The sequence below is a fragment of the Mycobacteriales bacterium genome, assembly GCA_035504215.1.
Classification (GTDB): domain Bacteria; phylum Actinomycetota; class Actinomycetes; order JAFAQI01; family JAFAQI01; genus DATAUK01.
Genome location: DATJSI010000034.1, coordinates 1 through 19,823, shown reverse-complemented (window position 1 = coordinate 19,823; position 19,823 = coordinate 1). Strand labels below are relative to the sequence as shown.

Genomic DNA, 19,823 nt, shown 5'->3' with positions numbered 1-19,823 from the left:
GAGGATGCAGAGCGGGTGATCGAGCCGGTGCAGGTGATGGCGCCGGACGGAACGCTCAGCGGTCGACTGCTGCTCTCCCCGGCCACCGACGCCGGCCGGGTGACGGTGACAGTCACGTCAGAAGCCGGAGAGATCTCCGAGACGCCGCTCATCGAGGTGGCGTGGCCGGACGAGAACGCGCGGGACGACCGGCGGATCGCCTATCGCATGGAGCTCGGCGCCCTTCGGCTCGGGACCGGCTATCACCGGCTGGGCCTGAAGGGACCGAAGCTCGAAGCCGGCTCGCTCGTCCTGGTGCCGCCGGGTAGGTTGCCGGCCCCGCACTTCGAGTTCGGCGTTGTCACCCCGCTCTACGCGATCCGGGGCGATGACGACTGGGGGATCGGGAGCTTCACCGACCTGGCGCGGTTCGCATCGTGGGTGCAGCACGAAGGTGGCTCGTACGCCGGAACGCTGCCGCTGTTCGCGGGCTCGTTCCACGAGCCGGTGGACCCGAGCCCCTACCTGCCCTACAGCCGGCTGTTCTGGAACGAGATCTTCCTCGACGTGACCACGCTTCCCGAGGCCCGCGCGGCGGGCGTCTCGGCGCTGCTCGGCGGCTGCGATCTCCGTCGCGAGCTCGAAGAGCTGGCCGGCCGGCCGGCTGTCGACTACGCCGCCGTCATGCGCCGCAAGCGGGCTGTCTTGATGGCCTGCACCGCCGAGCTCATCGCCGGCGGCGGTGCGCGACGAGCGGCCTACGACGCCTATCTGGCTGCGAACCCCGAGCTCTCGAGGTACGCCGAGTTCCGAGCCGTCGACGACCACGCCGCGACGCGTTGGCGCTCATGGGCGCCGCCCGCCGGTCGGCTGCCGGAGGAGCTGCCGGAGCCGGCGAGCATCGAGTACCACCGCTACGTCCAGTTCGCTGCCGCCACCCAGCTGGCCGCCGCGGCGACCGGCGGCGCAGGGCTCTACCTCGATCTGCCGGTTGGCGTGCACGCCGACGGGTACGACGTCTGGGCGTACTCGGACGTGTTCGCCGAGGCAGGGGTGGGCGCGCCACCGGATGCGTTCTTCGCGGGAGGTCAGTCGTGGGGCTTTCCGCCGTTGCATCCGGACCGCCTGCGCGAGTCCGGGTATGAGTACTTCATCCGCGCGCTTCGCGAGGCCCTGCGCTACGCGGCCGGGATCCGGATCGACCACGTGCTGGGCCTGCACCGGATGTTCTGGATTCCCGCGGGCGGTGATGCGCGGACCGGCGCGTACGTGCGCTACCCGGATCGGGAGCTGCGCGCGGTGATCGCGATCGAGGCGGACCGGGCGGCCGCGGTCGTCGTCGGCGAGGACCTCGGCACCGTCACCCCGGCGATCCGGCAGGCGATGGATCGGGACGGCATGTTGCACAGCTTCGTCACGAGGTTCGAGGCGTCGGTCGACGACCCGCTGCCGCAGCCGCGGCGACCCGCTGCGGCGTCGCTCGGCACGCATGACCTGCCCAAGTTCGCGACCTACTGGTCCGGCGCGGACATCGACGAGCGACTCGCCGCCGGCGAGGTCGACCCAGCCGAGGCAGCGGCCGAGGCGGATGCTCGCTCGGCGCTCGTTGCGGCGACGGTGAAGGCAGCCGGCATCGAGGATGATCTCGGGCGCGGATCGGATCAGACCGTCCACGAAGCGCTCGCGGCGTCGTTGTCCTCGCTCGCTGCCGGTCCGGCGCCGCTCGTGTTGGTCGATCTCGGCGATCTGCTCGGCGAACGCGCACCGGACAACCGTCCGGGCACGGGCCCGGAGGCCGGCAACTGGCGGCACCGGCTCCCGAAGCGGTTCGACGCGATCGCGGGCGATCCGGCCGTGACCGGCGTACTGGCGGGGGTTCGCGATCGGCGATCGGCAGCGGCGGAAGGAGCCAGCAGATGACCGTCCCGGGCTCGCGCCTCACCACGTCCGACCGAGCGGCGCCCTCGAGCCGGCTCACCGAGCAGGACGTCTTCCTGTTCAACGAGGGCACCCATCGCCGGCTGGGAGAACGGCTCGGTGCGCACGCCTGTGAAGCAGGCGCCGGCTACTACTTCGCGGTCTGGGCGCCGAACGCGCGCGCGGTCTCCGTCGTGGGCGACTTCAACCTGTGGGACGGCACGAACCCAAGAGCCCGGCTGACTCCGCGCGGCAGCTCAGGGATCTGGGAAGGCACCGTCGACGATGCCCGTAAGGGCCAGGTGTACAAGTTCGAGATCGAGACCCGCGACGGCCGCCGGATCCAGAAGGCCGACCCGTACGCGATCTGCACCGAGACCCCGCCGCTCACCGGATCGGTGCTTTGGGACCTGGCCTACGACTGGCAGGACAGCGCCTGGATGGCGCATCGTCACCGCACTGCGGGCCTCGACGCACCGATGTCGATCTACGAGCTGCATCTGGGCTCGTGGCGGCGTGACCCGGCCCGCCCGGATGAGTTCCTCACCTACCGCGAGATCACCCCGTTGTTGATCGACCACGTCCAAGCGGTCGGCTTCACCCATGTCGAGCTCCTGCCGGTCATGGAGCACCCGTTCTACGGCTCGTGGGGCTACCAGGTCACGTCGTACTTCGCGCCGTCGTCGAGGTTCGGGTCGCCGCAGGACCTGATGTGGATGATCGACCAGCTGCACCAGGCGGGCATCGGCGTGGTCATCGACTGGGTTCCCTCGCACTTCCCGTCCGACGACTTCGCCCTTGCCGACTTCGACGGCACGCATCTCTACGACCACCCCGACCCGCGGCTCGGGTTCCACCCGGACTGGGGCAGTCTGGTGTTCGACTACGGCCGGCCCGAGGTGCGGTCGTTCCTGGCATCGTCGGCGGAGCAGTGGCTCGCGGTCTACCACGCCGACGCGCTTCGCGTCGACGCGGTCGCATCGATGCTGTATCGCGACTACTCACGGCCGGCCGGCCAGTGGCTGCCGAACCAGAACGGCGGCCGCGAGTACTACGAAGCGGTCGACTTCCTGCGCTTGTTCAACATCGGTGCGTACGCCGACCACCCCGACATCCAGACCATCGCCGAGGAGTCGACGGCCTGGCCGGGAGTGTCCCGACCGGTCGAGGCGGGCGGGCTCGGCTTCGGCCTGAAGTGGGACATGGGATGGATGCACGACACGCTGTCGTACCTGCAGCGCGACCCCATCCATCGGCGCTACCACCACAGCGAGCTCACCTTCCGCGGCGTCTACGCGTTCAGTGAGAACTACGTGCTTCCGCTGTCCCACGACGAGGTGACGCACGGCAAGGGGTCACTGCTGACCAAGATGCCGGGCGACGAGTGGCAGCGCTTCGCCAACCTCAGGCTGCTGTTCGGCTACCAGTTCACGCAGCCCGGCAAGAAGCTGTTGTTCATGGGCGGCGAGTTCGGCCAGCAACGCGAGTGGGCGCACGACCAGTCGCTGGACTGGAACCTGCTCGACCGCGAGCCGAATCGCGGCCTGATGCAGTGGGTCGCCGACCTGAACCGGCTCTACCAGGACGAGCCTGCGTTGCACGAGCTCGATGCGGACCCGGCCGGCTTCCGCTGGGTCCAGATCGACGATGTGGTCGACAGCACGCTGACCTATCTCCGGTACGACGCTTCGGGCAACGCGGTGCTGGTCGCACTCAACCTCACGCCGGTGCCTCGGCACCACCACACCATCGGGGTGCCGATCCCTGGCCGCTGGGTCGAGCTGTTGAACAGCGACGCGCGGATCTACGAAGGCAGTGGCTCGGGCAACCTCGGAGGGGTCGAGACGAGCGCCGAGCCGTGGGGTGAGTTCGCGCACCGGGTCTCCATCACCATCCCGCCGCTCGGTTGCGTGATCTTCAAGCCGGAGCCGGCAGCGAGGACCGGATGAGCTCCGACGGCACTCGTTCCCTTCCGCTCGGCGCAAGCCGGACCGGCCCGCAGCAGTGGACGTTCGTCGTCTGGGCGCCGTTCGCCGATCGCGTGGATACAGCGGTGATTGCCGACGGCGCCTGCGCGACGCGCCCCATGCGCGCGGCTGCCGACGGCTACTTCGTGACCGAGGTCGACAGCCTCGCGGAGCCTCCGGCGTACCGGTTCGTCCTCGACGGCCGGCGCGAGCTCGCGGACCCTGCCTCGCGATGGCAGCCGAGCGGTGTCTTCGGCCCGTCCCGCGGGTTCGACCCCGAGGGGTTCGCCTGGACCGACGACGACTTCACCGCCACCCCGCTGTCCGACGCGGTGATCTACGAGCTGCACGTCGGGACGTTCACGGCGGCGGGCACGTTCGATGCGGCGATCGACCGGCTCGACGACCTGGTCGCGTTGGGCGTCACGGCGGTGGAGCCGATGCCGATCAACGCGTTCCCGGGCGAACGGAACTGGGGGTACGACGGGGCCTTCCCGTTCGCCGTGCAGGACAGCTACGGCGGACCGACAGGATTCCAGCGGTTCGTGGACAGCTGCCATGCGAAGGGTCTGGCCGTCTACCTCGACGTCGTCTACAACCATCTCGGCCCGGAAGGTGTCGTGCACCGCGAGTACGGCCCGTACTTCACCGAGGCGTACACAACCCCTTGGGGTGCCGCGATGAACTTCTCCGAGGCTGGTTCGGACGAGGTGCGGCGCTACTTCTGCGACAACGCGGTGATGTGGTGCCGGGACTTTCACGTCGACGGCCTTCGCGCGGACGCGATCCACGGCATCGTCGACCCCACCGCCTCGCCCTTTCTGCGCGAGCTCACCGACGCCGTACATGCCGTCGGTGCAGCGCGCGGCCGGGAAGTGGTGATGATCGCCGAGAGCGCGGACAACAACCCGTCGGTCGTCGTCCCGGCGCGCGATGGCGGGCTCGGCTTCGATGCGCAGTGGAACGACGACTTCCACCACGCCCTGCACGCGGTGCTGACCGGTGAGCGCGACGGGTACTACGCCGACTTCGGCGGCCTCGGGCTGCTCGAGCGGTCTCTGCGTGACGGTTTCGCCTTCCGTGGCGAGTACTCGGTCTTTCGAGGCCGCCGGCACGGTTCCCTGGTCGGGTCGGTCGCCAACCAGCAGCTGGTCTGCTACACCCAGGATCACGACCAGGTCGGAAACCGGGCGGGTGCGGAGCGGCTGTCCGCGCTGGTCGGTCTCCCCAAGGCTCGCCTTGCCGCGGCCGTGCTGTTGCTGTCACCGTTCGTGCCGATGCTGTTCATGGGCGAGGAGTACGCCGAACAAGCGCCCTTCCCGTACTTCGTCGACCACTCGGATCCCGCCCTGCTGCGGGCGGTGCGCGAGGGGCGCGCGGAGGAGTTCGGGCGCGAGGCGGACCGGCTCGATCCGGGCGCCGAGGCGACGTTCACGGCGGCCCGGCTGGACTGGGAGCGACGCAGCAGCGGCGACGGCGCCGCGATGCTCGCGCTCTATCGCGACCTGTTGGCCGCGCGCCGGGACCATCCGACCCTACACGCCGCAGGGACCGAGCGCGTGGTGGAACGAGTCGGCGACCTGGTGACGGTCACTTCCCGGGGCGCCGACGAGACCACCGTTGCGGCGTTCAACTTCGGTGCGATCGCGGCGCGGGTCGAGATCGGAAACTCGCTCGAGGAGGCGGTCGTGGTGATCGAAGGGAATGACGAGCCGGGGGATCGCCCGGCGGCGGACGCGGTTGCAGTCGGGTCGATGGGGTTCGCGTTGCTGGCCGGCCGGCAAGGGGCGGCACAGTGACCACGCGGGTCTGGCCCGGTTCGCCGTACCCGCTGGGAGCGACGTGGACGGGCGAGGGCGTGAACTTCGCGATCTTCTCCGAGCACGCGACCGGCGTTGAGCTGTGCCTGTTCGATGCGGCGGACGACGCGACGCCGCGAGAGACGATCGCGATGCCGGAGGCGACCGACGACATCTGGCACGTCTACCTGCCGGACGTCCGACCGGGCGCGCTGTACGGCTACCGGGTGCACGGGCCGTATGAGCCCGAGGCAGGCCACCGGTTCAACCCGGCCAAGCTGCTGATCGACCCCTACGCCAAGGCCGTGAGCGGGGCGATCAAGTGGAGCGACGAGCTATTCGGCTACACGATCGGTGACCCCGACCTGGACCTGTCGCGTGACGACCGCGACTCCGCCGGCGCGATCCCGAAGTGCGTCGTGGTCGATCAGGCGTTCACCTGGGGGGACGACGCGGCGCCGCGCACGCCGTTGAACCGCACCGTGATCTACGAGTGTCACGTGAAGGGAATGACCGCTCGGCACCCGCAGGTGCCACCTGAGCTGCGCGGCACCTACCTCGGGCTCGCATCGGACCCGGTGATCGATCACCTCACGACGCTCGGCGTCACCGCGGTGGAGCTGATGCCGGTGCACCAGTTCCTGCCCGAGCGGGATCTCGTCGACCGCGGGCTGACGAACTACTGGGGATACAACTCGATCGGGTTCCTCGCCCCGCACGTGAGCTACGCCACCGGTGGCGGCGGCGAGCAGGTCGGCGAGTTCAAGTCGATGGTCAAGACCCTGCACCGGGCCGGGCTCGAGGTCATCCTCGACGTGGTCTACAACCACACCGCCGAGGGGAGCCATCTCGGACCGACACTGTCGCTGCGCGGCATCGACAACGCGACCTACTACCGGTACAACCCCGACGACCATCGCTTCCTCTACGACTTCACCGGCACCGGCAACAGCCTGAACCTCAACCACCCGCGCACGATGGGCCTGATCATGGACAGCCTGCGCTACTGGGTGACCGACATGCACGTCGACGGTTTCCGCTTCGACCTCGCGCCGGTGCTCGTCCGCGGATACGAGAACGGGCCGCCGACCGCGTTCTTCGAGATCGTGCAGCAGGACCCGGTGCTGTCGGGGGTCAAGCTGATTGCAGAGCCGTGGGATGTCGGCCCCGACGGTTACCAGCTCGGCCGGTTCCCGCAGGGCTGGTCGGAGTGGAACGGTCGCTACCGCGACTCGATCCGGCAGTTCTGGCGTGGCGACGACGGCATGGTCCCGGAGGTGGCGTCCCGGCTGTCCGGGTCGAGTGACATCTTCGCGCCGAGCCGGCGGACGACGTACGCCTCGGTGAACTTCGTCACCTGTCACGACGGGTTCACTCTCACCGACCTGGTCAGCTACGACCATCGGCACAACGAGGCGAACGGCGAGAACAACCAGGACGGCACTTCGGAGAACTACAGCAAGAACTGGGGGGCCGAGGGCGAGACGGAGTCCGACCAGGTCAACCGGATGCGCGAGCGGATGAAGCGCAACATGCTCGCGACCGTGATGTTCTCCCAAGGGGTTCGCATGATCCTCGCGGGGGACGAGATCGGGCGTACTCAGGGCGGCAACAACAACGCCTACTGCCAGGACAACGAGATCAGCTGGGTCAACTGGGAGATCGACGAGCCCGCGCAGGAGCTGTTCGACTTCACCAAGCAGCTGATCGACATCATGCAGGCGCATCCCGTGCTGCGCCGCCGGCACTTCTTCGCCGGCACCGAGGGTGACGAGCCGGGGGAGCCGGATGTCCTCTGGATCCGGCCCGACGGCCTCGAGATGACCGAGGACGACTGGGCGGACAAGTCCAGTCACGCGCTCGGCATGTTGATGCACGGCCGCGCCGGTGACGAGCTGGACAGCCGCGGCCGCGCGGTCGTCGGCGAGACGCTGCTCCTCCTGCTCAACGCCGGGCGCAACCCGCGCAAGTACACCCTGCCGCCGGTCGGCCGGCCCGGCGTCTGGGAGGAGCTGTTCAGCACCGCCCGACCGGAACCGAGGCTGGTCCGGACGCCGTCGATCATGCTGGCGCGCCACTCGACGATTCTCTTGCGGCACAACGAGAATCCTGCTCGGCTGTAGGCAATGAGCAGGTCAGCACATCGGCTCGGCTCGACCTACCGGCTGCAGCTCAACGGCCTCGGCTTTGCGGCCGCGGCCGAGCTGGTGCCGTTCCTTCACGACCTGGGCGTCGAGACGTGTTACCTCTCGCCGATTGCGACGGCGATGCCCTCGAGCTCCCACGGGTACGACGGCATCGACCCGAACGCCGTCGACCCGTCGCTGGGGGGAGCGGACGGGCTCGAGCAGATGCTGAGCGCACTCGCGACGCATGAGATGTCGGCATTGATCGACATCGTGCCGAACCACCTCGCGGCGAATCCGGCGAACCGCTACTTCCGCGACCTGCTGCGACACGGCCGCCGATCGCCGTACGCCGCGTGGTTCGACGTGAACTGGGAGCGCGGCGCCCGTCGGATCGTGCTCCCGGTGCTGGACGGCTCGCTACCGGAGGTGATTCGTCGCGGGACGCTTCGCGTGGAGCGCGCGGCTGAGGACGGCGGCTTCGCGCTCCGGCTCGGCGAGACGCGCTACCCGATCGCGGACGCCGGTCCCGGCGATGACGACCTGCCCGTATTGCTCGAGCTGGCCGGCGCCGACCCGCGCAACGACCGCGCGGTGGCGCGCCAGATCGAGCTGCTCGAATCGCGACAGCACTACCGGCTGGTGGACTGGCGGGCGGCCGGCCGCGAGATCAACTACCGGCGGTTCTTCGCCATCAACGACCTGATCGGGATCCGCCAAGAAGACCCCGTCGTCTTCGAGGAGACCCACCGGCTGGTCGCGGCCCTGGCTGCGGACCACCGGGTCGCCGGCTTCAGGGTCGATCACGTCGACGGCCTTCGGGATCCCACGACGTACTTGCAACGGCTGCGCGATCTCGTAGACGCGAACGGCGTGCGACACGTGATCACGGTCGAGAAGATCCTGGCGCGGGACGAGGCACTCCCGCCCTGGCCGGTCGACGGCACGACCGGCTACGAGGCCGCTGCGGCGGTCACCGGCGTGCTGATCGATCCGGCCGGTTTTCAACAGGTCGCCGACGAGCAGGCGGCGGCGTCCGGTGACCATCGCGGCTTTCACGACCGAGCGGTCGAGGCGAAGCTCGACGTGCTCAGAACGATGTTTGCGGGTTCGGTCGATGACGTGCTGCGCGCGCTGGCGGCAGCCGGCGTGACCGAAGACGTCGATCAGCTGCGCTCCGCACTCGAGGCGCTCAGCGCGAACCTCGGCGTCTACCGCACCTACCGCCGGGAGCGCCACCCCATGCGGCCCGAGGACCTCGGCCGGGTGCAGGCGGCCGCGGCCGCCGCTCGGTCGACGCTGCCCGCGGAGTGTCACGCCGCGCTGGCAGCGGCCCTGGCGGTCATGTCGAGCGCAGTGGACGACGCCGGCGGGGGAGCGCGCGCCGCGTACGGCTGGCAGCAGCTGACCTCGGCGGCGATGGCGAAAGGCGTGGAGGACCAGGCCAGCTTCGACGCCGGCCGGCTGCTCGCCGTCTGCGAAGTCGGTGTCGATCCGGATCGGGCGACCTGGTCGCCGTCTGAATGGCACGAGCAGATGCAACAGCGAGCGGGCACATGGCCACGGGCAATGACTGCCGGCTCGACCCACGACAGCAAGCGCAGTCTCGACGTTCGTTGCCGGCTCGCCGCGCTGAGCGAGCTCGGCCCGTCATGGACCGAAGCGGTCGCGCGCCTCGACGTGATACCGGCTGACGGTCGCGTCGATGCCGCCGCGCGCCGCTACCTCTACCAGACCGCGGTGGCGGCCTGGCCGATCGGCGAGGAGGTGGACGAGAGCTTCCTCGCGCGGCTCGGCGCGCATCTTGACAAGGCATCCCGCGAGGCCGGCATCCACAGCTCGTGGACCGCGGTCGACGAAGAGTACGAAGCGGCCTACCGGGAGCTTGCGGCCGAGGTGGTTCGGGGTCCCGGTCGCGACATCGTCTTGTCGCTCGTCGAACGGGTGGCCGCCGCCGGTGCTTCGAACTCGCTTGCCGCGGTTGTGCTCGGCGCGACCGCACCCGGCGTTCCCGACGTCTATCAAGGCGACGATCTTTGGTTCCAGGCGTTGACAGATCCGGACAACCGGCGGGCGGTGGACTGGGCGCGCCACCGCGATGCGCTCACTCTTCATGACTCCGATCCCCGCGGCCTGCTTGACACCTGGCGAACCGGCCGGATCAAGCAGCTCGTGTTGTCCCGCTGTCTCCAGCTGCGGCGCCGGCTGGGGGAGTGGTGGGATCTAGCGGACTACGACCGCCTCGATGTCCGGGGACCCGCCGCGGCGCACGTCGTTGCCTACGCGCGTTCGAGGGACGGCATCAGCGTCGTCACAGTGGTGCCACGCCTGCCGTTGACCCTCGCCGGGGCGGGCGCCTTTCCCTGCGGCGAGATCTGGGGGAGCACCGACGTTGTGCTGCCCGAAACGGTCGCCGGCTGGCGCGACGCACTCACGGATCGGGAGGTTGTTGCGGACGCCGGCCGGATCCGGCTTTCCGATCTGCTCGACCAGCTGCCGGTCGCGGTCCTCCACCCCGCATCGCCGGCCGCAGGTACCCTCACGACGTCGTGATTTCACTATTTGCCCGCTTCGCGTGCCTCGTCGCCCTTGCCCTCGCACCGCTGCCGGGCGCGCACGGCGCGGCCTTCCGACCGACGAGTCATCCGAGGCCCGGCGCGGTTGGCTACGACGTCGGGGATGCGTCCTGCGGCTCCGCGCTGCCGAGCGGCGGAGCCTTCGGCGTCGTCGGCGCGACCGCCGGCAAGCCGTTCCATCCCTCGCCATGTCTCGCTGCCGAGTACGCCTGGGCCAGGTCGCTCACCTACTCCCCGCAGTACTACGTCAACCTCGCCGACCCCGGGCACAAGAGCTCGCATTGGGGCAAGGGCGGCCCGAAGGTCTGCCATCGCAAGCCGAAGTACGACGTCGGCTGCGCTTACGACTACGGCGTCGAGACGGCGCAGACCGCCCTTGGGTACGTCCGGGCGACGGGCAGCAGCGGCAAGGGCCGCTGGTGGCTCGACGTCGAGCCCGACAACTCGTGGGGTGTCAGCCGGGCGGGCATCGCGGCGAACATCGCCGACATCCAGGGCGCGCTGCACTTCCTGCGCAAGCACCCGCACATCTCCGCAGGCATCTACACCGAGACGGTCTGGTGGGTCGAGATCGCGGATGACATCCGGATGTCCCACACCACGGTGTGGGGCGGCGGCGCGAACAGCAAGCACCACGCGCGGGAGAACTGCAAGAAGCACTCGATCACCGGGGGGCCGGCGCTGCTCGCGCAGTGGATCGTCGGGACGACCGACCACGACATCGCCTGCTCCTCCTGAGCGGGCGCTCCCTTCGTGCTGGCGCTCATTGCCCTTACCGTCTGGCTGGTCCGCCGGCGCGCTACGTGACGACCACGGCATCGCCGGCGCTTTAACCGCGGACGCACTGGGGAGACTGAGCGCGTTCGCCTGCTCGCCGACGTGTCGACAAGGAGACCACCCGTTGCCGCTCTCGACCGCTTCGCTCAGCGTGCCCGACCCATGGCAACTCACCCGCCGGCTCGCGGAGGTGGCCCCGTACCACGTCGACGTGGTCGGCGACGGCGGCATCCGCCGGCAGATCGGCGACGGGCACTGGACCGCCCGGCCGGTCGGCTCGGAGCTCGTGCTGGTGGTCAGCGCGGCCGATGGCCCCGCTCTCCGGGATCTCGAACACGATCTGACCGACCGGCTCGCCACACACGCTCCTGAAGCGCCCGACCCCGCATGGCAGGACCCCGTCGACGGCGCCGACATCGAGATCCTCGGACCGATGGTGAACGACTACGTCAGCGGGCACTCGCCCCGACCGGACGAGGTTCTTCGCGACCTCATCGCCGAGACGATCAGCGCGACCGGAGGCAGCGCGGGTATGCAGGTCAGCCCTGACGAGGGCGCGTTGCTCACTCTCCTGACCTCGGTCGTCGGAGCTCGGTTGGCGGTCGAGGTCGGGACGTTCACCGGTTACTCCTCGATCTGTATCGCTCGCGGGCTCGCTGACGGCGGCCGGTTGATCACCTGTGACACGTCCGAGGAATGGACCGGCATTGCCCGCAAGTACTGGGAGCGGGCTGGGCTGTCGCATGTTATCGAAGCGCGGCTCGGACCCGCGCTGGTCACGCTCGCGTCGCTTCCGCACGACCTGAACATCGACGTCGCGTTCATCGACGCCGATAAGGACAGCTACCCGGCGTACTTCGAACAGCTCGTGCCGCGGATGCGAGTGGGCGGGCTGATCCTGATCGACAACGTGTTTCTCGGCGGTCGCGTGTTCGATCCGGCGTACCAGGAGGCTCACCATGTCGCGATGCGGAAGCTCAACGACCTGATCGCCGTGGATGAGCGGGTGGACGCGGTCATGCTTCCGGTGCGTGACGGCTTGACCGTCGCACGCCGGCGCTGAACCCGCCGCGCACTGACGCGAGCGGCTATGCCTGGATGCCGGCTCCGGCAGTGTCGCGTCTTGTCGGGCGGCAAGGCAGGGGCCAAAGTCCCGAGCTGGATGCGGTCCGTCCCACCGGCCGACCGCCGACCGCCCTCCGAACACAAAAAAGGAAGGGACGAGATCCCTTCCACTTTCAAGATATAGCGCACCTGGGGGCTTGCCGCAAGGCCCGGGTCGCGGGGCACAATCGTCGGCCGTGGGCCCGGCCGGACGAGCCGAGGTCCGGAACACGAAGGAAAGCACCAATCCTCGGAGGCATCAATCACAGTCACGCGCAACGAGTTCCCTCAGCCACCTGACCAACCCGGACAACCACCCGCGATCGAGGTAGCGGCGCTCAGCAAGACCTATGGCGAGATCGAGGCGGTGCGCAGCGTCTCGTTCACGGTCGAAGCCGGCGAGGTGTTCGGCTTCCTCGGCCCGAACGGTGCGGGCAAGAGCACGACGATCAACATGCTGTGCACGCTGGCCCGGCCGACTGCCGGCACCGCCCGCGTCAGCGGCTACGACGTCGTTCGCGACCGCGACCATGTCCGCCGTCACATCGGCCTGGTCTTCCAGGACCCGACCCTGGACGGGTATCTCACCGCCGAGCAGAACCTCCGGCTGCATGCCGAGCTGTACGGCGTCGAGTCCGCGGCCATTCCGGGTCGGATGCGCCAGATGCTCGAGATGGTCGACCTCTGGGAACGCCGGGACCAGAAGGTCATGACGTTTTCGGGCGGCATGCGCCGCCGGCTCGAGATCGCGCGCGGGTTGATGCACTCGCCGCGCGTGCTGTTTCTCGACGAACCGACGATCGGGCTCGACCCGCAGACACGCAGCTCGATCTGGCGCTACATCCGCTCGTTGCAAGAAAGGGAAGGCACCACGATCTTCATGACGACGCACTACATGGACGAAGCAGAGTTCTGCGACCGCATCGCGATCATGGACCGCGGCGAGATCGTCGTACTGGACACGCCCGAGGCACTCAAGGCGAGTGTCGGTGCCGATCGCGTGGCAATCGGCACCGCGGACGAGGACGCCGCGATCGCCTCTCTGCGGGAGCGGTTCGGGCTCGATGCGACCGTTTCCGAAGGCGCGGTGACGTTCCACGTCGGCTCGGGCGAGGCCTTCGTGCCGAGGTTGTTCGCCGAGCTCGGTGTGGGCATCACGTCGGTCTCGGTCTCGCGCCCGACGTTGGACGACGTCTTCATGCGTTACACCGGTTCGACCATCAGGGACGCCGAGGCTTCCGTGGCCGACGCACGCAACCGCCAGGCCATGCGCATGCTGATGAGGGCACGATGACCGCGACGATCGCGGACGTCGCCGCCGTACGGGTCCCGGAGCGGTCGTGGCGGTCGGAGCTGCGGGCCGTGCGGATCGTGTGGCGCCGCGATCTGGTGCGCTTCTTCGACGATCCGACCCGGATCATGACCTGGCTGGTGCAGCCGCTCGGGTTTCTGTTCGTGCTGGGCGCCGGGCTGCAGTCGCTTTCCGCGAGCTCTACGCACGGGGTCGAGCTGAAGACGTTCATCTTCCCCGGTGTGCTGTGTACGTCGCTGGTGTTCAGCGCGATGTTCAGCGCAGCGTCGCTTGCCATGGACCGCGAGTTCGGGTTTCTGCGCGAGATGATGGTCGCGCCGGTGTTGCGGTCGTCGATCGTGTTGGGCAAGTGCCTGGGCAGCACGACCATCGCAGCCAGCCAGGGCGTGATCATGCTCGCGCTGGCCGGTCTCGTACACGTGCCCTACAACCCGGTCCTGCTGCTCGGGGTGTTCGGCCTGCAGCTGCTGGTGGCGTTCACGGTCAGCGCCTTCGGCACGATGGTCGCCGCGACGATCAAGCAGTTCCAGACCTTCACGATGGTGATGCAGCTGCTCGTTATGCCGATGTTCTTCCTCTCCGGCGCGCTGTATCCGATCTCCGGTCTGCCGGCCTGGCTGGGCATCGTGAGCCGGCTCAACCCGCTGACCTACGCCGTCGACCCGATTCGCCGGTTCGTGTTCAGCCGCCTCGACGTCTCGGCGGCCGCTCGGCACACGCTTGCGCCTGGCATCACCTGGTGGGGCTGGCGCGTGCCCGCCGTGCTCGAGATGGCGATGGTGGTCGCGATCGGCCTCACGATGCTCGCGATCGCGATCGCGAAGTTCTCTCGGACGGAGTAGCGCTCAGCGCACCGCAAGCGCCATCGAGCGCTGGGTCCGCTCGACCCACGGCGCTGCGCGCAGCGAGCTGAAGATGCGCTCGGCGTCGTCGAGCAGGGCGGTCGCCGCCTCAGTCCGGTTCTCGGCGATGAGGAACTCGGCATGGTCGAGCAGGCAGCGGGCCAGCCAGTACGGCGCGCCGAAGCTGCGCAGCGCCTTCGCCGCCTCGGTGAAGTCCCCGTCGATGAGGTCGGGGGAGGCGCCGCTCAGGCGGGCGCGGAAGTACGGCACGAGCGCGCGCAGGAGGGGCGACACGCGCCCACGCGGCGTCTCGCTGACCAGCCGGAACCAGTACTCGGCGTCGGCGGGCCGGCCGCTGGAGGCGGCGAAGTCGAGCAGCAAGGTCCAGTACGTCGGGAAGTCGTCGTCGAGGCCACCGAACTGGTAGTAGGTCGTGATCGCCTCGAGCTGCTTGCTGATCGCGGAGTCGGCGTCGCCGTCCCGCCAGGCGGCAACCGCACTCGTCGTGAGCAGGGCGGCGTTCCACTGCACCGCGACGTTGGCGGGGTCGGCGTCGGGCGGGATGCGACGGGCCTCGGATCCCCGTGCCATTGCCATGACGGCGAGGTAGGAGTCCAGGACCGAGGAGATGTCCCGATAGCTGTCGGCGTCGAGGTCGACAGCCAGGCTTTCCATCTCGTCCCATGCGCCGCAGACCCAGTACACGAATGCGGCCGTTCCCACCAGGTAAGCGCCGGTGTCGCGCGAGCCCAGCCGTCTCGCCACCTGCAGGCCTTCCTCGACGTGCTGGCGGGCGGCGGTGATGTCGCGAGCGGCGCCGAAGCTGGCCAGGTTGTTCAGGGGAATCAGCTCGGCCGCGGGCAGCTTGTGCACCCTCGCCACCGACAGTGCGACCTGGAGCAGGCCGAGTCCCATCGTCGGGCGGCCCGACGTCATGAGAATGGCGCCGTAGCCGCCCAACGTGTCGCTGAGCAGCTTCCAGTCCTCGGCCGCCTCTGCGAGCGACGTGCAGATGTCCGCCCATCGGGTTGCCTTCTCGAGGTCCACGATGCTGGCGAAGTACGCCCTGGTGACGTTCTGAGCGAGCCGGGTCCGGACTCGAATCGTCTCGGGGGTGTCCGGCATCGACTCGAACACGGGGATCAGCCGGTCGGGCAGGCCGTGTCCGAGGCCCTGGTTGTTCAAGGCGTCACCGATCACCACCAGAGCCTGGGCGGCCTCCAGCGGCAGGCCGGCATCCTCCGCAGCGCTTCTTGCGTCTTCGGCCAGCTCGACGGCGCTGCGCAGGTCACCGGCGGTGACTGCGCTCGACGCCGCACCGACACCGAGTCGAGCGCGCGCGGCAGGCTCCTCGGCGAACTGCAAGGCGCGGGTGAAGTACCGCTGCGCTTGAGCCGGAGCACCGAGCGAGCTCGCGCGGGCGGCTGCAGTCTCGAGCATTGCCACGCCGCGCGCCGCGAGATCGGGAGCGTCGGCGGCGCCGGGATCAGCCGCCCGCGCATCCAGATAGTGGGAGGCGATGACCGCGGCGTAGGTGTCTGCGTCCGCCTCGCTTCCGAGCCGCTCGGCCGCAAGCAGATGCCGCGCCTTGCGGTCGCGTCGCGAAAGGGTCTCGTACGCGACGGCTCGAACCATCGCCTGCACGAACCGGTACTGTCCGCGCTCGGGCGAGCGCGGGTCGCTGTCGAGGACCAGGATCTCCTTGCGCACCAGGCCATCGACCGCGCGATCGAGGGCATCAGGGTCGGTGTTGCCCTCGCTCAACGCAGCGAGTGAGGCGCGCGGGAAGGACAGCCCGAGGACCGCGCCGTCCTGTACGACGCGCCGTTCCTCCGACGTCAGCGTGTCCAGGCGGGCCGCGATCAGCGTGTGCAGGCTGGTTGGCGCACTGGCGTCCACGTCGGGATCGATGCCCTCGGCCACGACGTACCGGCCCTCGTGCGGGATCACCACGTCGCGGTCGATGAGTGCGCGCACCGTCTCTACGGCGTACAGCGGGATGCCTTCGGAACGGGTGACGAGCGTCGCGCGCAAACGTTCCGACAACCCGTCGACCAACCCGTCAACCAGCCGCTCCATGGCCGGCGCACCGAGCGGCTCGAGGTGCAGCGGTGTGGATCGCCGACCGGTGGACCAGTGCGGCCGCCTTTCGTCGAGCTCCGGGCGGGCAAAGCCGAGGACGAAGATCGGCGCCTGGCTGCGGGCCAGCAGATGCTCGATGAAGTCGAGCAGTCCGTCGTCGGCCCACTGGAGGTCCTCGACGAGCAGCGCGACTCCGGTTGCCTCGTCATCGATCAGGCGCTCGAAGAAGACCTGCCAGGCGGCGAACAGGTCAGCCGGCGCGTAGCTGTCGCGCGCGGACAGATCGCCGCCGAGCAGGACTCCGAGCCGGGGAGACAGCCAATCCCGCTCCTCGGGGTCGGTCACCCACCGGTTCAGGCCGGTATCCAGCTTCGTTGCGATGACCGCGGGCTCGTCGCCGTCGAGTACGCCGAGCCGGCTGCGAACCATCTCGGCTAGCGCGCGGAACGCAACGCCCTCGCCGTAGGAGATGCAGCGTCCGCGGTGCCAGCGCACCGTGCTGACGACGCCGTCGATGTACTTCTCGAACTCCCAGCCAAGCCGGGTCTTGCCGACGCCGGGCAGCCCACTCACCGCGACCAGCCGCGGTCGGCCCTCCTCCATCGTCGCGTGGAAGAGCTCCTTCACCAGCCGCATCTCCCGGTCGCGGCCGACGAAGGGTGCCTCGAGGCCGTCGACGCGCTGGGCGCCGCCGACCGACGCGACCACCTGGCGAGCCGCGAAGACGGTCACCGGCTCGGTCTTGCCCTTGAGCAGATGCGAGCCCGCGTCGGTGTAGGCGATACCGCCGGACGTGAGCCGCCGGGTGGTGTCGTCGACCCAGACCTGGTGGGGAGCCGCGAGGGACTGCACCCGCGCCGCGGTGTTGACGACGTCGCCCGCGACCATGCCCTCGCCGGTCGCGCCGAGGGTGACCGCAACCTCACCGGTGACCACCCCGACGCGTAGGGCGAGGTCGGGCGCACCGACCTCGTCGCCCAGCGCCTTCACCGCGTCGATCAGGTCGAGCCCGGCGCGAACCGCGCGCTCGGCATCGTCCTCCTGGGTGGTCGGGACGCCCCAGACCGCCATGACCGCGTCGCCGATGAACTTCTCGACCGTGCCGCCGAACCGGGTGACGATCGTGCGAGCGACGACGAAGTAGCGCGAGAGCAGTTCTCGCACGTCCTCGCTGTCGCGGGCTTCGGACAGGGTCGTGAACCCGACCAGGTCGGCGAACAGGACGGAGGTCACGCGCCGCTCGGCAACCGGCGCCGACGACGCCTGGACCGGCTTGTTCTGCCCGGCCGGCGCCTCGCCGGCCGGCACGGAAAGTGTGGAGCCGCACCAGGAGCAGAACCGCCCGCTGGCCGCATGCCCGCAGCTCGGGCAGGTCAGCGACAAGGCGGTGCCGCAGTTCGAGCAGAACCGCGCGTCGGCACCGTTCGCTGCGCCACAGGACCCGCACTGCGGCTCCGTCGTCATGTGGGGACCCTATTCGACCGCCGCTGGCGCGGTACGGCGAACGCGAAGGGGACGCGCAAGGCTCCGGCGCTTACGCGCCTTGTGCTTCGATCTCCTCGTCGGTCAGGAACTCTTCGGCCGCGGAGGGGCGACCGAGGAAGTAGCCCTGCGCGTAGCGGACGCCGAGGCTGCGCAGCACGCTGAGCTCGCCGCCGTCCTCGACTCCTTCGGCGACGATGCTCGCGCCCGTGCCGTCGGCGAACGCGACCAGGGCCGTGGCCAAGGCTCGTCGTACCGGGTCGATGTCGATCGATGTGATCAAGGCCCGGTCGAACTTGATGTAGTTGGGGGCGAGCTTGAGGATGTCGGTCATGCTCGCGTAGCCGGCGCCCGTGTCGTCGACGGCGAGGCGCGCGCCTTCATGGCGGATGGCCTGCAGTGTCGAGAGCAGCTTCGGATAGTCGTCGACGCTCTTGTACTCGGTGAGCTCGATGATCACGCGCTTGATGTGATCGGCGATCGCTTCGCGGAACCGTTCGGACATCACCGTGGCGGGCCCGACGTTGAGTGTGACGTCGACCTTGCTCGGCAGCTTGTCCAGCTGGGAGAGCGCGCGCTCGACCGCGAGCAGCTCCAGGTCGACGCCGAGGCCGGCCCGGTGTGCTTCCTCGAACCAGACGTTCGGCGGCTGATGCGGGGCAGCCTCGAAGCGGGTCAGCGCCTCGACCGCCGTCATCCCGTTCGCGACCAGGTCGAAGATCGGCTGGTAGACGACGGTCAGGGCGGTCGGGTCCCGGAGGATCCCGCGGACGCGGCGAGCGGAGTCGATGTTCTCGACCGTGTCCGGGCTGAGCACGCTCATGACATAGCGCGTCGCGGCGTCCTGGCCGACGACGGCGGTGTCGGCCGCATCCGGAGGTGCGTCGGGCGTATCGCCCGGCTGCATGAGATGGCTCTTGATCCGTGAGAGGTCACGGGCCGAGCTCACGACCACGGCGACGAAGTCGGCGACCTGGTTGACGGTTGCGACGTCGGCGTCGGAGAACGCGTGCGCACGCTCGGAGTTGATGGTCAGTACGCCGATGGCCTGCTCGCCTCGCATCAGCGGCATGCACATGATCGAGACCACTGAGAGCCGCCGGCCGGTCTCGCGGTCGACACGGTGGTCGGTCTCGCTGTCGTCCGAACGCTGCAGGTGGCCGGTCCGGACCGCGAGCCCGGCCAGGCTGGTCGCGTAGTCGACCTTTGTGCCGATGTAAGAAGCCTGCTTGCCGGCGGCGCTCACATACGTGATGCCGCTCTCGTCGGTGAAGCCGACGAGCACACCATCGGCAGCTCGAATCAGCTCGAGCGTGCGCTCGGTCACGCGCTGAAGGAGGCGCGAAGGGTCGGTGATCTGACCCATTGCGTCGGCCAGGTCAGCGGAGATCGTCATGTCGACGACTCCGCGTCGCCGCCGACCAGCGCAGTCGCCGGGAGGCACAGCATCTTGTCAAAATCGACAGGTCACGCTGATGCCTTAAGCGCTGCACCAGCCACAGCAGCGAACGCCACGGCCGTGATTTTGCGCGCCAGCCGGTGGCCGAACGGTATTCACGCGGCGGTTTCGGTGGGTGGGTCGGTCGTGGTGGGGTAGCTGGCGGGTGGCTGTCGCGTGGTGTAGCCGAAGGGGCTGGTCCAGATCGTGGTCTGGTCGGGCTGGGTGTGTGAGGTCCAGTGTTTCTTGGTTTTCATCTGGTGGTGCATGCGGCACAGGCAGCGCAGGTTGCAGGTCGCGGTGATCCCGTGGTCGGTCCATTCCTGGTCGTGGTCGATGTCGCAGTGCCGGGCGGGGCGGGAGCAGCCGGGGAACCGGCAGGTCCGGTCCCGGGCGGTGATGATCCGCCGTAGCTGTGTGCT

Annotated in this window: 12 protein-coding genes; 9 read left to right on the top strand and 3 right to left on the bottom strand. The window is 69.2% G+C overall.

Annotated elements, in window-relative coordinates:
- From malQ to VME70_03495, 9 genes are all read left to right on the top strand, one after another.
- Positions 1-1,899: 4-alpha-glucanotransferase (malQ, locus tag VME70_03535; protein HTW19269.1), on the top strand; the 1,899-nt coding region annotated here is incomplete at its 5' end.
- Positions 1,896-3,845, top strand: coding sequence for a 1,4-alpha-glucan branching protein GlgB (gene glgB, locus VME70_03530; GenBank protein ID HTW19268.1), 1,950 nt, complete (start codon positions 1,896-1,898; stop codon positions 3,843-3,845). The genes malQ and glgB, both read left to right, overlap by 4 nt.
- Positions 3,842-5,662, top strand: coding sequence for a malto-oligosyltrehalose trehalohydrolase (gene treZ / locus VME70_03525; protein HTW19267.1), 1,821 nt, complete (start codon positions 3,842-3,844; stop codon positions 5,660-5,662). The genes glgB and treZ overlap by 4 nt, the downstream gene beginning before the upstream one ends.
- On the top strand, positions 5,659-7,785 hold the full coding sequence (glgX, locus tag VME70_03520) for a glycogen debranching protein GlgX (protein ID HTW19266.1): 2,127 nt from the start codon (positions 5,659-5,661) through the stop codon (positions 7,783-7,785). The genes treZ and glgX overlap by 4 nt, the downstream gene beginning before the upstream one ends.
- 3 nt (positions 7,786-7,788) lie before the next feature.
- Positions 7,789-10,341, top strand: a complete 2,553-nt coding sequence (treY, locus tag VME70_03515; protein HTW19265.1) for a malto-oligosyltrehalose synthase — start codon at positions 7,789-7,791, stop codon at positions 10,339-10,341.
- A complete protein-coding gene (locus VME70_03510; GenBank protein ID HTW19264.1) occupies positions 10,338-11,102 on the top strand; it encodes a hypothetical protein in 765 nt (254 codons plus the stop codon). Before treY ends, VME70_03510 begins: the two co-directional genes overlap by 4 nt.
- Positions 11,103-11,265: 163 nt before the next feature.
- On the top strand, positions 11,266-12,204 hold the full coding sequence (locus VME70_03505) for a class I SAM-dependent methyltransferase (protein HTW19263.1): 939 nt from the start codon (positions 11,266-11,268) through the stop codon (positions 12,202-12,204).
- A gap of 228 nt (positions 12,205-12,432) precedes the next feature.
- Positions 12,433-13,539 carry an ATP-binding cassette domain-containing protein gene (locus VME70_03500; protein ID HTW19262.1) on the top strand — a complete coding sequence of 369 codons (1,107 nt, stop codon included), beginning with the start codon at positions 12,433-12,435 and terminating at the stop codon, positions 13,537-13,539.
- Positions 13,536-14,399, top strand: coding sequence for an ABC transporter permease (locus VME70_03495; GenBank protein HTW19261.1), 864 nt, complete (start codon positions 13,536-13,538; stop codon positions 14,397-14,399). The genes VME70_03500 and VME70_03495 overlap by 4 nt, the downstream gene beginning before the upstream one ends.
- A 3-nt stretch (positions 14,400-14,402) precedes the next feature.
- On the opposite strand, the gene VME70_03490 is transcribed toward VME70_03495, so the two are convergent.
- From VME70_03490 to VME70_03480, 3 genes are all read right to left on the bottom strand, one after another.
- Positions 14,403-17,945, bottom strand: a complete 3,543-nt coding sequence (locus VME70_03490) for an adenylate/guanylate cyclase domain-containing protein (protein ID HTW19260.1) — start codon at positions 17,943-17,945, stop codon at positions 14,403-14,405.
- A 70-nt stretch (positions 17,946-18,015) separates the two neighbouring features.
- Positions 18,016-19,359, bottom strand: coding sequence for an EAL domain-containing protein (locus tag VME70_03485; GenBank protein HTW19259.1), 1,344 nt, complete (start codon positions 19,357-19,359; stop codon positions 18,016-18,018).
- A 158-nt stretch (positions 19,360-19,517) separates the two neighbouring features.
- Positions 19,518-19,823 (bottom strand): HNH endonuclease signature motif containing protein (locus VME70_03480; GenBank protein ID HTW19258.1); only part of this gene is annotated, 306 nt, incomplete at its 5' end.

Bases quoted from the DNA above. Each gene is read 5' to 3' on its own strand.
- glgB (HTW19268.1), top strand. From the start codon at position 1,896: ATGACCGTCCCGGGCTCGCGCCTCACCACGTCCGACCGAGCGGCGCCC.
- treZ (HTW19267.1), top strand. From the start codon at position 3,842: ATGAGCTCCGACGGCACTCGTTCCCTTCCGCTCGGCGCAAGCCGGACC.
- treY (HTW19265.1), top strand. From the start codon at position 7,789: ATGAGCAGGTCAGCACATCGGCTCGGCTCGACCTACCGGCTGCAGCTC.
- VME70_03495 (HTW19261.1), top strand. From the start codon at position 13,536: ATGACCGCGACGATCGCGGACGTCGCCGCCGTACGGGTCCCGGAGCGG.
- VME70_03490 (HTW19260.1), bottom strand. From the start codon at position 17,945: ATGACGACGGAGCCGCAGTGCGGGTCCTGTGGCGCAGCGAACGGTGCC.
- VME70_03485 (HTW19259.1), bottom strand. From the start codon at position 19,359: ATGACGATCTCCGCTGACCTGGCCGACGCAATGGGTCAGATCACCGAC.